The organism is Mycobacterium helveticum (assembly GCF_007714205.1).
Lineage (GTDB): Bacteria > Actinomycetota > Actinomycetes > Mycobacteriales > Mycobacteriaceae > Mycobacterium > Mycobacterium helveticum.
In genome coordinates, this window is the sequence record NZ_VMQU01000131.1 from 1 (window position 1) to 14,293 (window position 14,293).

Below are 14,293 nucleotides of genomic sequence, written 5' to 3' on the forward strand. Positions count from 1 at the left end.
CGCGGGGGCCGGGTGTGGCGTGCGGCATGTCTCGGCGGCCGGCGCTCGCGACGTGTCCGGCACGCTGCGTTCCGGCGGCCTTGACCGGACCTACACCCTGCACGTGCCGCCCGGCGACCCGGTCGGTCTGGTGCTCAGCCTGCACGGCGGCGGCGGCAGCGGCACCGGGCAGCGGGGGCTGACCGGCTTCGACGGCGTCGCCGACGCCCACCACCTGCTGGTGGTCTACCCCGACGGCTACGACAAGAGCTGGGCCGACGGCCGCGGGGCGTCGCCGGCGGACCGCCACCACGTGGACGACGTCGGGTTCCTGGTCGCGCTGGCCGGCAAGCTGCAGGGCGACTACGGCATCGCCCCGGGCCGCGTCTTCGCCACCGGCATGTCCAACGGGGGCTTCATGTCCAACAGGCTGGCCTGCGATCGCGCCGACGTCTTCGCCGCGATCGCGCCGGTGGCCGGGACCCTGGGTGTGGGCGTGCCGTGCCACCCGTCCCGGGCGGTGTCGGTGTGGGAAGCCCACGGAACCGCCGACCCGCTGGTGCCGTTCGGCGGGGGCAACGTGCGGGGTCGCGGCGGGATCAGCCACTCCGTCTCCGTCGCCGCCATGGTGGAGCGGTGGCGCTCGGTCGACGACTGCCACGGCGATCCGTCGGCGGAGGCCTTGCCCGGCGTGGGGGACGGCACCGCGGTGCACCGCTTCGCCTACACGGTGTGCGCGGCGTCCACCGAGGTGGTGTTCTACCGGATCGACAACGGCGGCCACACCTGGCCGGGCGGCAGGCAGTACCTGCCCAGGGCGGTCATCGGGCGCACCACCCGGGCCCTCGACGGCTCGGAGGCCATCGCACAGTTCTTCCTCGCGCACGCCCGGGATTAGCCCGCGCCGCCGCCGGCAAAGCCGACAGCCCTGCGCCACGCCCCGTTGGCGTGATCTTATTACCGCGATCTTGTTACGATGCCCCGTGCCTGCGGGAAACGCAGCGTTTCTCTTCCCACTGTCCGGAGGAATCGGATTGCAACTCAATCGGTTTGGCGCCGCGCTGAGTATCCTGACGGTCGGTGCGCTGCTGGCGGGCTGTGGCGGTGACGGCAACGGGGGGCACGCGGCGACGGGCACGTCGCCGGTCCGGGTCGCGTGCGGCGGCAAGCCGACGCTGCGGGGCAGCGGTTCCACGGCGCAGGCGAACGCGATCAACGGCTTCGTCAAAGCCTTCGAACAGGCCTGCCCGGGTCAGTCCCTGACCTACACGCCCAACGGCTCCGGCGCCGGGATCAGCGAATTCACGGGAAACCAAACCGATTTCGCCGGCTCCGACTCCCCGCTGAGCAAGAACGAGTACGCCGCGGCGCAGCGGCGCTGCGGTTCGCCGGCGTGGAACCTGCCGGTGGTGTTCGGCCCGATCGCCATCGCCTACCACGTCGACGGTGTGACGTCGCTGAACCTCGACGGCCCGACCGCCGCGCGGATCTTCAACGGCGACATCAAAACCTGGAACGACGGCGCAATCCAGGCGCTGAACCCGGGCACCACCATGCCCGCCGAGCCGATCAGCGTGGTGTTCCGCAGCGACCAGTCCGGCACCACGGACAACTTCCAGAAGTATCTGGACACCGACTCCCGCGGCGCCTGGGCCAAGGGCGCCGGCAAGACGTTCAACGGGGGAGTCGGGGAGGGCGCCAACGGCAACGCCGCCGCCGCCGCGGCCGTCAAGAGCACCGCGGGGTCGATCAGCTACATCGAATGGTCCTACGTCCGGGCCCAGCAGCTGGACATGGCCAAGATCATCACCGCGGCCGGCCCGGACCCGGTGGGGATCAGCGCCGAGTCGGTGGGCAGGACCATCTCCGCCGCCTGGTTCATCAAGAAGGGCAACGACCTTGCCCTGGACACGATCTCGTTCTACCGGCCGAACCAGCCCGGCTCGTATCCGATCGTGCTGGCGACCTACGAGATCGTGTGCTCGAAATACCCCGACGGGCGGGTCGGCGCGGCCGTCAAGGCGTTCCTGCAGAGCGCGATCGGCGCCGGGCAGGACGGCCTTTTCGACCACGGTTACGTTCCCGTTCCCCGGGCGTTCATGCCGCGGTTGTCGACCGCGGTCAACGCCATCTCCTGACCGGGCCTTACGTCAGGGCGCCGCGTGGTTCCTCGGGCAGAACGCGGCGATGCTCGCGCCGACGAAGAAGCCGGCGTGGTAACCGTCGAGCCGGCTGTTGCTCATCACCTCCGAGGCGACGTCGGACTTCTGCCTGCCGAGGTCGAGTTCGTCGCACACCTCGTGACCGGCGATGATCGCGGCCTGCGCCGACGGGAAGTTGATGCCCTTGGCCTGCACCGCGGACAGGAAGGCGTTGTCGATCGCGTCGGCATGCGCGGCCGGGGCCGCGATCCCCGCCGGGCCGAGCAGCGCGACCGTCAGGGCAAGGCCGACAGACAGTGGACGCCCGCGCTGCGGCGTGCGCGTCCGGCTGTGCGTCATCGGTGGGTCCTCCCGGTGGGCGGTGCATGAAGGCAAGCCAGGCCTTTGGCACAGCGATCATTGCATGCCGCGGCCGCACCCGCGAAAGTTCCCGGCGCACTTCACAGAAGTCTGCGGTTCAGCGCTGGCAGACCGGGCACCAGTACGTCACCCGCGTGCCGGTGCCGCTGGATTCGCCGTATTCCACGCGCGTGTGGCAGCGACGGCAGGGTTGTCCTGCCCGCCCGTAGACCCACAGCTGCCGGCCCGGCCGGGTGTCGCCGGTGGTGCACCGGTTCCAGCGGAACCGGTTGGTCCACAGCATGTCCCGGGCGCGCGCGACCAGCCGGTGCGGTTCGGCGAGCGCGCCCACCGCAGCGGTGGGCAGATGCCCGGCGACAAAGCACAATTCGTTGCAGTACACGTTGCCGACCCCCGCCAGCACCCGCTGGTCCAGCAGCGCCTCGGCGAGCGGCCGGTCCGGCCGGGCGGCGAGGTTGGCGGCGGCGCGCGCGGCGTCCCAGTCCGGACCCAGCAGGTCCGGCCCCAGGTGGGCGACCGCGTCGGCGTCCCGGTCGCGGGCCAGGACTTCCAGCACCCCGAGGTCGACGCCCACGGCGCGCACGGCACCGGCTTCCAGGACGATCCGCGCCCGGTGGTCCACCCGTATCGGACGGTCACCGACCCGCCAGCTGCCGTCCATCTTCAGGTGTGAGTGAATGCTGGCCGGCCCCACCCGGATGAACAGGTGCTTGCCCCGGCTGAGCACCTCGTCCACCACCTGCCCGGCGAGGTTGACGGTGGCGAACCGCGGCACCCGGACATCGCAGCGGGTCAGGGTGCGCCCGGCCAGGTGCTGCCGCAGGATGGCCGCGGTGCGCCAGACGGTGTCACCCTCGGGCATGGTTCTCTGACCTGCTCACCGCAGCCGCAATCCGCGGGGGGTCCGGGAGAATCCGGCGTCCAGCAGCCCCGCCAGCGCGTCCGAGTGCCCGTCGCCGGGCGGGGGCTGCAACGCCGGCACCCCGTCGATGCGTTCCACCAGGATCGCCGCGACGCGCCGGCCGGACACCAGGGCGGCCAGCGCCGTGGCGGCCGCGTGGTGGACCGCGGGGTCGTCGGTGAAGGTCAGCAGCGACCGTCCGCCGCGTTCGAGGAACCAGGCGCACCCGCCGTCCACCAGCACCACCAGCGCCCCGGCCTTGCGGCCGGGCCGGGCACCCTGGCCCCGCGAACTCGAGGCCGGCCAGGGCAGTGCGGCGCCGTAGGGGTTGGCCGGGTCGGCGGCCGCCAGCACGACGGCACGGTAGTCCGGCCGCTGCGCGTCGACGTCGTCGGTGCAGCCGCGCAGCCGGTCGACGGTGGACGCGACGGCGAACTGCGCGCCGCCCAATGACTCCACGAAATAGCCGCGCTGGCAGCGCCCGGCGTCCTCGAACGAGCTCAACACCTTGTAGAGGGTGGCGAACCCGCCCGGCACCCCCTCGGCCGTCACCGCGCCCCTGGTCAGCACGCCGTGCCGACCCAGCAGCAACTCGGCCTGGTGGTGGGCCCGCACCGTGGAATCCGGCTCGGGGCCCGGCAGGGCCGACCACCGCCCGGCCACGGTGGGGTCGGTGGCGCGGTGCTGGGCATGCGCGACGCTGTAGCGGCTCAGGCGCGGTGGCCGGTGCGTCCGGTGCGCCGGTGCGGAACGCCGGCGGCCGCCCGTTCCGGCCAGCAGGGCGCGCACCGGGGCGAAGGTGTCGCCGGTGATCCAGCCGGCCCAGATCAGTTCCCAGAGCGCGGCTTTGAGCTCCGCCGATTCGATTCCGTTTGGCGATCCGTCCTGCGCGAGCTGGCGAAAGAAGTACGCGCCGCCCCCGGACAGCGTGTCCAGGATCGCGCGGTGGGCGTCGGTGAGGTCGATCCCGGCGGGCGGCGCCAGGGTCAGGGGCGCCGAATCGCTGTGGTGCAGCACGATCCAGCCGTCGCTGCCCGAGATGGACCCGGCGCCCGACCAGGTGATGTCCCCGGTCGCCAGCAGTTCGTCGAGCAGCGCCGGGCAGTAGCCGGCCACGCGCGGGCCCAGCACCAGCGGCTCGAGCGCCGAGGCCGGCAGCCGGACGCCGGCCAGCTGGTCGACCACGCTCAGCAGGCCGTCGAGGCCGGACAGGTTCGACGAGACGCGCTGCCAAGCGGGCAGGAACCGGCCGTAGGCGGCGGTGCTCACCGGCTCGACCTGGGCGCGCAGCGCCGCCAGCGAGCGGCGCCGCAGGATGCGCAACACCTCGGCGTCGCACCACTGTTCGCCGCCGGGCGCCTCGGGGGCGGCGACGAACTCGCCGCGCACCAGGCGCCCTCCGGACGTCCCCGAGCCGGCCAGCCGGTTCAGCACGTCGGCCGTCACCCGCAGGCCCAGCCCGAAGCGGGCGGCGGCCTCGGCGGTGGTGAACGGGGTCCGGGTGCGCGCGTAGCGGCCCAGCAGCTCGCCCAGCGGGTCGGCCACCTCCCCGGTGAAGCCGGCCGGCACCCCCGGCGGGACCGCCACCCCGACCCCGTCGCGCAGTCGGCCGATGTCCTCGACGGCCACCCACCAGTCGCGGCCGGCGAACGACACCGTCAGCGCGCGCCGGGCGGCCCGCAGGCCTTCCAGCCAGTCGCCCACCCCGGCCGGAATGTCGGAGCAGGCCCGGGCGCCGACCTCCTCCTCGGTCAGCGGGCCCAGCAGCCGCAACAGGTCGGCGACCCCCTCGGCGTCGCGGGCGGCGCGCTCGGGCGACAGGTGCTGCAACTGGCGGCCGGTCGCGGCGATGACGTCCGGGTCGAGCAGCTCGCGCAGCTCCACCCGGCCCAGCAGCTCGGCGAGCAGCGCCGTGTCCAGCGACAGCGCCGCGGCCCGGCGCTCGGCCAGCGGGGTGTCGCCCTCGTACATGAATGCCCCGACGTAACCGAACAGCAGGGACGCCGCGAACGGGGACGGTTTGGCGGTTTCCGCCTCGCACACCCGCACCCGGCGCCCGGCGATGCCGCTCATCAGCTCGACCAGGGCCGGGACGTCGTAGACGTCCTGCAGGCATTCGCGGACGGTTTCGAGCACCACGGGGAAGTCGGGGTACTTGCGGGCGACATCCAGCAGCTGGGCCGCGCGCTGGCGCTGCTGCCACAGCGGCGAGCGGCGGCCGGGGTGGCGGCGGGGCAGCAGCAGGGCCCGGGCCGCGCACTCGCGAAACCGCGACGCGAACAGCGCCGACCCACCCACCTCGGCGGTGACGCTCGCGTCGATCTCGTCGGCGTCGAACACGAACAGCTCGGCGCCGGGCGGGGCGTCCGTGCCCCCGTCGGACGCGAAATCGGAAAAAGTGTCGGGCAACCGCACCACGATGCCGTCGTCGGAGGCGGTGGGCTTCTCGTCGATGCCGTAGCGTTCCCGCAGCCGCCGGCCCACCGCCAGCGCCAGCGGGCCGTGCACCCGCAGCCCGTACGGCGAGTGCAGGATCACCCGCCAATCGCCGAGCTCGTCGCGGAAGCGCTCGACGAGCAGGGTGGTGTCGGTGGGCACCACCGTCGTCGCGCTCCGCTGCTCGTCCAGCAGGCCCCACAGGTTGTCGGTCGCGTAGGCGTCGAAACCCAGTTCGGCGCAACGTCGGTCGAAGGCGTCGCGGCGCAGGCCGGCCAGCTCGCCGGTGAACGCGCCCAGCGCGGCTCCCAGCTCGGCCGGGCGGCCCACGCCGTCGCCGCGCCAGAACGGCAGCCGGGCCGGCTGCCCGGGAGCGGGGACCACCAACACCCGGTCGTGGGTGATCTCGACGATGCGCCAGCTGGTGGCCCCGAGCGAGATCACGTCGCCGGGGCGGGACTCGTAGACCATCTCCTCTTCGAGTTCGCCGACCCGGGAAGGCTTTTCGGAATCGCCGGCCAGATAGACCGCGAACAGCCCGCGGTCGGGGATGGTGCCCCCGGAGGTGACGGCCAACCGCTGGGCGCCGGGCCGGGCGGTCAGCGTCCCGGCATCGCGGTCGTAGACCAGGCGCGGCCGCAACTCGGCGAACTCCGTGGACGGGTACTTGCCGCTCAACAGGTCCAGGGTGGCCTCGAACAGGCTGCGCGGCAGCGTCGCGAACGGGGCGGCCCGCCGCACGGTGTCGAACCAGCGGTCGGCGTCCAGCGGCTCGAGGGCGGCCGCCGCCACGGTGTGCTGGGCCAGGACGTCGAGGGGGTTGGCGGGCACCCGCATCGTCTCGATCTGACCGGCCAGCATGCGCTGCACGCTCACCGCGCAGCCGATCAGGTCGGTGCGGTGCTTGGGGACCAACACGCCCCGCGACACCTCGCCGACCTGATGCCCCGCCCGGCCGATGCGTTGCAGGCCGCTGGCCACCGACGGCGGTGCCTCCACCTGGATCACCAGGTCGACCGCGCCCATGTCGATGCCCAGCTCGAGGCTCGAGGTGGCCACCACCGCCTTGAGCAGACCCCGTTTGAGGTCCTCTTCCACCAGCGCCCGCTGCTCCTTGCTGACCGAGCCGTGGTGGGCGCGGGCCAGCAACGTCTCGGCGCCGTAGGTCTGGCCGCTTCCCATGATGTGCGCCGGGGCACCGCCGGGCACCCCCCGATTGAACCCGGAAGACTCGGCCGGCAGCTCGACGCCGCGTCGTTCGGCGTGAATCTCGTTGAGCCGCGCCGTGAGCCGTTCGGCCAGCCGTCGCGAGTTGACGAACACGATGGTCGAGCCGTGCGCCTCGATCAGGTCGACCAGGCGCGCCTCGACGTCGGGCCAGATGCTGCGGGTACCACCCGCTTGCGGGGGAGTGTTGGCCAGGTTCGCCATGTCGGGCACGGGCACCTGCACGGTGAGCTCGACGGTCTTGCCCGACGGCGGGGCCACCACCTTCGTCCGAGTCGTCGGGCCTGCTCCGGACAGGAACCGGGCCAGTTCCTCGGGCGGGCGCACCGTCGCCGACAACCCGATGCGCTGGGCGGGCGGCCCGTCGCCCAATGCGTTCGACAGGTCCCGGAGCCGCTCCAGCGACAGGGCCAGGTGTGCGCCGCGCTTGCCGGCGGCGATGGCGTGGATCTCGTCGACGATCACGGTCTGCACGCCGGCCAGGGTCTCCCGCGCGGCCGAGGTGAGCATCAGATACAACGACTCCGGCGTGGTGATCAGCACGTCGGGCGGATGGCTGACGAGGTGGCGGCGCTGCGCGGGCGGGGTGTCGCCCGAGCGCACCCCCACGCTGATGTCGGGGGCCGGCAACCCGCGGCGCTCGGCGATCCGGGTGAGCCCCGCCAGCGGGGTGCGCAGGTTGCGCTCGACGTCGACCGCCAGGGCCTTGAGCGGGGAGACGTACAGCACGCGGGTGCCGGCCTGCCGCTCGGGGCGGGCGGCGAGCCGGTCGATGGCCCACAGGAACGCCGCCAGCGTCTTGCCGGACCCGGTCGGCGCGATCACCAGCGTGTCGTCGCCGCCGGCGATGGCCTCCCAGGCGTCGGCCTGCGCGGCCGTCGGCGCGGCGAACGTGCCGGTGAACCACTCGCGCGTGACCGCGCTGAACCGGCCCAGCGGGTCGCCGGGCCGGTCAGGCCGCTGTGGAACGGCGCGAGTGCTCACCTGACCATGGTGCCAACGGGTACCGACAGCCGCTCAGAACCTGGAGGTGGCCATCAGATGGGCGAGTTCGTCCGGAATGCCCGGCACTCGGGCGATGGCGTCCAGCAGCGCGTGCGCGCAGGCTTCGGCAAGGCGTTCGGCGTCGGTGGTGGGGTCGATGATCCGTTGCCGGCAGATCTCGAAGGTGAGCGCCAGCCAGCCGTTCAGGATCACCCCCAGGTGCTTCTCGAGTTCGGGGTCCAGCTTCTCCGCGGGGACCGAGCTCACCAACTCGGTGACCCGGCCCATGATGTGTTCCATCTGGCGGTTCTTGGCTTCGTCGCTGACGCCGAGCAGCACCGGGTCGGACCGGCCCAGGCCGACATAGGCCGCCCACGCCGACTGCGGATGGTGTTGCTGGTAGGCCATGTAGGCCAGCACGCCGGTCCTGATCTCTTCGAACATCGTCAGGCCCGCCGGACGCAACGCGTTGGTGGCCTCGTAGAGCCGGTCGGCCTCGTCCTGTACGACCGCGGCGAAGAAAGCCCGTTTGTCCGGAAAATAGTGGTACATCAAAGCGCGGGAAACCCCGGCCCGCTCGGCGATCTCGTCGATGCGGACCTCGTCGTACGGCCGCTGACCGAAAACCTCCGCCCCCAGAGCAAGCAGCTCAGCTCGGCGGTCCTCGGGGGACAACCGCCTCCTAGCTGTCGGCATGCGTCAGATAGTACCCACGCAGCCTGGGTTGCCGTCCGGACTTGCGTCTACGGGCCCGAACCCGCCCGGTCGGGGTCATGCCGCAGGCCGCCCGCCGGGCGCGGCAGGCGCCGTCATGTGATCGTCCACACGCACAACCGGCATGCGTACCAGGAAATCTCCGCCCGCACGCCTGCCTGGTCCAGATATTTTTGCCAATCGGCACGGCGGAAACTTCGGGCGATGGAGATTCTTCCGTCGGAACGCACGATGGGGTGCCAGCGCATCACGCGGGCCAACACCGTAAAGAAGTGGTAGGCCAGGGAACTGCGGTGCAGATCGGCGATGTGCCAGCCGCGTACCGAATTCGCCTGAAGCCACATCAGGAACTCGACGACTTCCCGGTCACTGAGGTGATGCGTGAACTGCGAGCTGACGATGAACTGCGGCGGCTCGTCCGGGGTGTGGGCGAACACGTCGCCGATCCGGTAGTCGATGGCCAGCTCCGGCGGTGTGGCGTCGTGGGCGGCTGCGGCGCTGCGCGGGTTCAGGTCGATGCCCGACAATCGTGCCTTCAGCCCCCGCCGATCCGCCCAGCGCGCGATGGCGCGCAACAGATCGCCGTCGCCGTAGCCGACGTCCAGCACGGAGATCTCCGCGCCGGCGGGCAGGGTCCTCGTCGCGCGTGCCAGCCAGCGCAACGCCGGGCGATGGGTGAGTGTCATGCGGTTGACGACGGCGAGATCGGCCAGGCAGCGCCGGTAGTCGGCGAGAGCGACGCTCTCGTCTTCCAGGACTTCCGGCGCCGTGCTGCGTACCGCAAGGTCCATGCACCCTTCTTTCACCTCGAGCCCCCGGGGAGCCCCCGGGCTCAATCATGCGGTACCCCCCCCGCGTCGTCGCCCCGAGGCCTCCCTTTCCGGGGGTGAGAACGGCGGTTTGCCGCCGTTTACCATCGGGTATGCGCTGGGAATCGATCTTTTCGGGGTGGGGGCCGACACGGGCGGACGGCCGGATTCCCCCGCGGCGCGTAACCCATTCGGCGTCGCGACCGATGACACAAGAGGAGCCGCGCGAGACGTGAGGGCGAAGGATGCAGAAGGCAGATGAGTGCTCCCCGGGGGACCGCCTGGGGCACGAAGACTCCGAGGTGCACGCCGCCATCCGCTTCGCGGCCCTGGCCACGGTCGCCGGACTGGGCTTCCTGGTCATGGCGGCGCTGTGGGTCAGCACCTGCCCGGGCGTGAGTGTCGACACGGTGGCGTGCGGCGCGCCGCAGCGCACGATGTTGGCGTTCGGGGGTCCGCTGATCCTGCTGGCCGCCGGGCTGTGGGCGTTCCTGCGCACCTACCGCGTGTGGCGCCACGACGGCACCTGGTGGGGGTGGCACGGAGCGGGCTGGTTCCTGCTGACGCTGACGGCGGTGACGGTGTCGTTGGGAGTGTCGCCGATTGCCGGCCCGGTGCCGGCACTCTGAGGCGCTTCGCCGAACGCACGGGAGAAAACCGGGCTCCCGGGTTTTCTCGTGTCCCCGCAGGGGTATCCCGACGTGGATCATGACTAGTTACCGGGACGATTCGACCGGCCATCGCACCGACCATCGCACCGGCCATCGCACCGGCCATCGCACTGGCCATCGCACTGGGACATGCCGGAGCGGGCGCGTCCGGGTCGGCCCGATTCCGGCAAATTCGGGGCGGGCATCCGGCGGCGACCGTGGCTAATCCCCTGGAACGTATGGTCCGAGGGGGGCTGCAGAGCAGTAGTAATGTCAGTCGAACAATGCCGGGAGACCAGATGAACGATGCGGGACTGCGCGTCAACACGAGCGACCGCGGCCACCGCGCCGTCGAATTGCACGTCGCGGCACGCCTGGAGAACCTGGCGATGCTGCGCACGCTGGTCGGCGCGATCGGCACCTTCGAGGATTTGGACTTCGACGCGGTGGCGGACCTGCGGCTCGCGGTGGACGAGGTGTGCACGCGGTTGATCCGATCGGCCACGCCGGATGCCACGCTCGTCGTCGTGGTGGACCCGCAGGACGAAGTTCTGGTCGTGGAGGCCTCTGCCGAGTGCGACACCCACGACGTGGTGGCGCCCGGCAGCTTCAGCTGGCACGTGCTGACGTCGTTGGCCGACGACGTCAAGACCTTCCACGACGGCCGCTCGCCCGATGAATCCGGCAGTGTCTTCGGAATCGCACTGACGGCCCGGCGGGCGGCCTCCAGCAGGTGACGGCGCGAAGTGCCGGCGGTTCGGCTTCGCGCCCCAACGAATACGCCGATGTTCCGGACATGTTCCGCGAGTTGGCGACCTTTTCCGCCGACTCGACGGATTTCCAGCGTCACCGGGACAAGATCGTCGAGCGCTGCCTGCCCCTGGCCGACCACATCGCCCGGCGGTTCGAGGGCCGGGGCGAGCCCCGCGACGACCTGGTTCAGGTGGCGCGTGTCGGCCTGGTCAACGCGGTGATCCGGTTCGACTTCGCGACCGGGTCGGACTTCGTCTCGTTCGCGGTCCCCACGATCATGGGGGAGGTGCGGCGTCACTTCCGCGACAACAGCTGGTCGGTGAAGGTCCCGCGGCGGCTCAAGGAGCTGCACCTGCGGCTCGGGAGCGCCACCGCGGACCTGTCGCAGCGGCTCGGGCGCGCACCCACCGCGACCGAGCTCGCCGAGGAACTCGGGATGGCACGCGAGGAGGTCGTCGAGGGCCTGGTGGCGGGCAGCTCCTACAACACCTTGTCCATCGACACCGGTGGCGGCAGCGAGGACGACGAGGCCCGTGCCATCGCCGACACCCTGGGCGACGTGGACGCCGGCCTGGACCGCATCGAGGACCGGGAGGCGCTGCGCCCGCTGCTCGAGGCGCTGCCCGAGCGCGAGCGAATGGTGTTGGTGCTCAGGTTCTTCGAGTCGATGACGCAGACGCAGATCGCCGAGCGGGTCGGCATCTCGCAGATGCACGTGTCCCGGCTGCTGGCCAAGTCGCTAGCGCGCCTGCGGGACCAGCTGGAGTAGCGCGCGCGCTTCCCCGGCTCCCGGCCGGCCGGCCGTGAGCAGCAGCGGTTCGTCCAGCGGCGTCGTCACCGGCAGCGTTGCGTCGGGGTCGCAGACGCGCAGCAACCGCGCCACCGCCGGGCTGGGCGCCATGGCCCAGTACGCCTGGGCGCCCGAGCACACCACGTTGATCCGATGCATTGCCGAAAATCCAGCTGTGCCAATGAATTTCAGCCCGCGAAGGTCCAGGATCACGCGCTTGCAGCGGCGCGCGCCGCGCTCCACGTAGGCGGCGAACTCGTCGGCGTTGGCGGCGTCGAGCTCCCCGTCCGCGGTGATCACCGTGCCGCCGGGCAGCCGGCACGAACTGAACTGGGCGGTGCGGCTTTGTTGCCACGATTGGGCCACAGACATAAGCGGGCTCCATCACTAGAGGAGGGTGTGCTGTGGATGACGTCAGGCCAAGCCGGGGAGTTCATCGGTCCCGCGTTCCCGACGCGATCCGGGCGGCTGTGAACTCAACCTGACCGAACCCTACCCGGGCCGGGCCGGGCCGACAACGTTTGCGCCGGCGACCCGTTGGATCACTTGATCTCGGCGAGCACCGTGCCCTGCGTGATGGCCGCGCCGGCCTCGACGGCGAGCCCGGTGATGACGCCGTCCTTGTGCGCGGTGACCGGGTTCTCCATCTTCATCGCCTCGAGGACGACCACCAGATCGCCGACGGCGACCTCCTGGCCCTCCTCGACCGCGACCTTGACCACGGTGCCCTGCATCGGAGCGGTCACCGCGTCACCGGAGGCCGTCGCGCCCGCGTGCGCCCCGCGCTTGCGCGGCTTGGGCTTCTTGCGGACGACACCGGCCGGGTCGGCGGCGCCGCCGGAGAACGCCAGGTCACCGGGCAGCGAGACCTCCAGGCGGCGGCCGTCGACCTCGACGACGACCTTCTGGCGCGGCCGCGTCTCGTCGTCGTCGAGGGGTTCGCCCGCGGTGAAGGGTTCGACGGTGTTGTTCCACTCGGTCTCGATCCAGCGGGTGTGCACCGAGAAGCCCTCGCCGTCACCGATGAACGCGGGGTCGGAGACCACGGCACGGTGGAACGGGATGACGGTGGCCAGGCCTTCGACGTGGAACTCGTCCAGGGCGCGGCGGGCCCGCTCCAGGGCCTCGGTGCGGCTGGCGCCGTACACGATCAGCTTGGCCAGCATCGAGTCGAACTGCCCGCCGATCACCGAGCCGCTCTCGACACCGGAGTCCAGCCGCACGCCGGGCCCCGCCGGCGGGTCGTACCGGGTGACCGGCCCGGGCGCGGGCAAAAAGCCGCGTCCGGCGTCCTCACCGTTGATCCGGAACTCGAAGGCGTGGCCGCGCGGCGTGGGGTCCTCGGTCAGGTCCAGCCTTTCGCCGTTGGCGATGCGGAACTGCTCGCGCACCAGGTCGATGCCCGCGGTCTCCTCGGTGACCGGGTGCTCGACCTGCAGGCGGGTGTTGACCTCCAGGAACGAGATCAGCCCGTCCTGGCCGACCAGGTATTCGACGGTTCCCGCGCCGTAGTAGTGGGCCTCCTTGCAGATCCGCTTCGCCGACTCGTGGATCTCCTTGCGCTGCGCGTCGGTCAAAAACGGCGCCGGGGCCTCCTCGACGAGCTTCTGGAAGCGGCGCTGCAGCGAGCAGTCGCGGGTGCCCGCGACGACGACGTTGCCGTGCTGGTCGGCGATCACCTGGGCCTCGACGTGGCGGGGCTTGTCCAGGTAGCGCTCCACGAAGCACTCGCCGCGGCCGAACGCGGCCGTGGCCTCGCGGACCGCCGACTCGTACAGCTCGGGGATCTCCTCGATGGTGCGGGCGACCTTCATGCCCTTGCCGCCGCCGCCGAAGGCGGCCTTGATCGCGATCGGCACGCCGTAGTCGCGGGCGAAGGCCACCACCTCGTCGGCGTTCTTGACCGGGTCGGGCGTGCCGGGCACCAGCGGCGCCTGGGCGCGCGCGGCGATGTGGCGGGCGGTGACCTTGTCGCCGAGGTCGCGGATCGACTGCGGGCTGGGCCCGATCCAGATCAGGCCGGCGTCGATCACCGCCTGGGCGAAGTCGGCGTTCTCCGACAGGAAGCCGTAGCCGGGGTGGATGGCGTTGGCGCCGGACTTCGCCGCCGCGTCGAGGATCTTGGCGAAGTCCAGGTAGGACTCCGCCGACGTCTGGCCGCCCAGGGCGAACGCCTCGTCGGCCAGCCGCACGTGCGGAGCGTCCGCGTCGGGCTCGGCGTACACCGCCACGCTGGGCAGACCCGCGTCGCGGGCCGCCCGGATCACCCGGACAGCGATCTCGCCGCGGTTGGCGACGAGCACTTTGGAGATCCTCGAGCCGGCGTGACTAGCCACTGCGCCTCCTGTTTGGCATGTCTGCAGATTGCTGCTGCGACGTCTTTAAGAGAGTTTCTTACTCTGCACGGGAAGTCTAAGCGGCGCGCCGTCGGCGCGATCAGCCGGTGTCGCAATTCATTATCGGAGTCCGGGTCCGGGTCCGGGTCCGGGTCCGGGTCCGGGTCCGGGTCCGGGTCCGGGTCCGGGTCG

Annotated in this window: 12 protein-coding genes; 5 read left to right on the forward strand and 7 right to left on the reverse strand. The window is 71.6% G+C overall.

The genetic code is table 11. From position 1 onward, the window contains the following. Positions 1 to 877 (forward strand): CE1 family esterase (locus FPZ47_RS22665; RefSeq protein WP_210419969.1); only part of this gene is annotated, 877 nt, incomplete at its 5' end. 136 nt (positions 878 to 1,013) lie between these two features. Beyond that, complete coding sequence (gene pstS, locus FPZ47_RS22670; RefSeq protein WP_144952934.1) at positions 1,014 to 2,117, forward strand: phosphate ABC transporter substrate-binding protein PstS; 1,104 nt, start codon at positions 1,014 to 1,016, stop codon at positions 2,115 to 2,117. A gap of 12 nt (positions 2,118 to 2,129) precedes the next feature. Here pstS and FPZ47_RS22675 read toward each other — a convergent pair whose 3' ends face one another. The 5 genes from FPZ47_RS22675 to FPZ47_RS22695 all read right to left on the reverse strand — a co-directional run bounded on the left by FPZ47_RS22675 (position 2,130) and on the right by FPZ47_RS22695 (position 9,554). Beyond that, complete coding sequence (locus tag FPZ47_RS22675; RefSeq protein WP_144952932.1) at positions 2,130 to 2,480, reverse strand: DUF732 domain-containing protein; 351 nt, start codon at positions 2,478 to 2,480, stop codon at positions 2,130 to 2,132. Positions 2,481 to 2,598: 118 nt separating this feature from the next. Further along, positions 2,599 to 3,363, reverse strand: a complete 765-nt coding sequence (gene nei2 / locus FPZ47_RS22680; RefSeq protein ID WP_144952930.1) for an endonuclease VIII Nei2 — start codon at positions 3,361 to 3,363, stop codon at positions 2,599 to 2,601. A gap of 15 nt (positions 3,364 to 3,378) precedes the next feature. After that, positions 3,379 to 8,049: an ATP-dependent helicase gene (locus FPZ47_RS22685; RefSeq protein WP_144952929.1), complete on the reverse strand. Its 4,671-nt coding sequence runs from the start codon at positions 8,047 to 8,049 to the stop codon at positions 3,379 to 3,381. Positions 8,050 to 8,082: 33 nt separating this feature from the next. After that, entirely contained in the window at positions 8,083 to 8,745 is a 663-nt protein-coding gene (locus FPZ47_RS22690) for a TetR/AcrR family transcriptional regulator (protein ID WP_144952927.1), read from the reverse strand. 113 nt (positions 8,746 to 8,858) lie between these two features. Next, the gene (locus FPZ47_RS22695; RefSeq protein ID WP_144952925.1) at positions 8,859 to 9,554 is read right to left on the reverse strand and encodes a methyltransferase domain-containing protein; all 696 of its coding nucleotides are present in this window, start codon (positions 9,552 to 9,554) and stop codon (positions 8,859 to 8,861) included. Between the two features lie 263 nt (positions 9,555 to 9,817). On the opposite strand from FPZ47_RS22695, the gene FPZ47_RS22700 reads away from it, so the two are divergent. The 3 genes from FPZ47_RS22700 (at position 9,818) to FPZ47_RS22710 (ending at position 11,744) form a co-directional block, all read left to right on the forward strand. Further along, entirely contained in the window at positions 9,818 to 10,201 is a 384-nt protein-coding gene (locus tag FPZ47_RS22700) for a hypothetical protein (RefSeq protein ID WP_144952923.1), read from the forward strand. A 320-nt stretch (positions 10,202 to 10,521) separates the two neighbouring features. After that, positions 10,522 to 10,959 carry an anti-sigma factor gene (locus FPZ47_RS22705; protein ID WP_144952921.1) on the forward strand — a complete coding sequence of 146 codons (438 nt, stop codon included), beginning with the start codon at positions 10,522 to 10,524 and terminating at the stop codon, positions 10,957 to 10,959. After that, positions 10,956 to 11,744: an RNA polymerase sigma factor SigF gene (locus FPZ47_RS22710; RefSeq protein WP_144952919.1), complete on the forward strand. Its 789-nt coding sequence runs from the start codon at positions 10,956 to 10,958 to the stop codon at positions 11,742 to 11,744. The genes FPZ47_RS22705 and FPZ47_RS22710 overlap by 4 nt, the downstream gene beginning before the upstream one ends. Here FPZ47_RS22710 and FPZ47_RS22715 read toward each other — a convergent pair. Continuing rightward, positions 11,715 to 12,137 carry an STAS domain-containing protein gene (locus FPZ47_RS22715; protein WP_144952917.1) on the reverse strand — a complete coding sequence of 141 codons (423 nt, stop codon included), beginning with the start codon at positions 12,135 to 12,137 and terminating at the stop codon, positions 11,715 to 11,717. The two genes, FPZ47_RS22710 and FPZ47_RS22715, sit on opposite strands and share 30 nt — an antisense overlap. Before the next feature lie 170 nt (positions 12,138 to 12,307). Continuing rightward, on the reverse strand, positions 12,308 to 14,101 hold the full coding sequence (locus tag FPZ47_RS22720) for an acetyl/propionyl/methylcrotonyl-CoA carboxylase subunit alpha (protein WP_144952915.1): 1,794 nt from the start codon (positions 14,099 to 14,101) through the stop codon (positions 12,308 to 12,310). Positions 14,102 to 14,293: the final 192 nt, after the last annotated feature.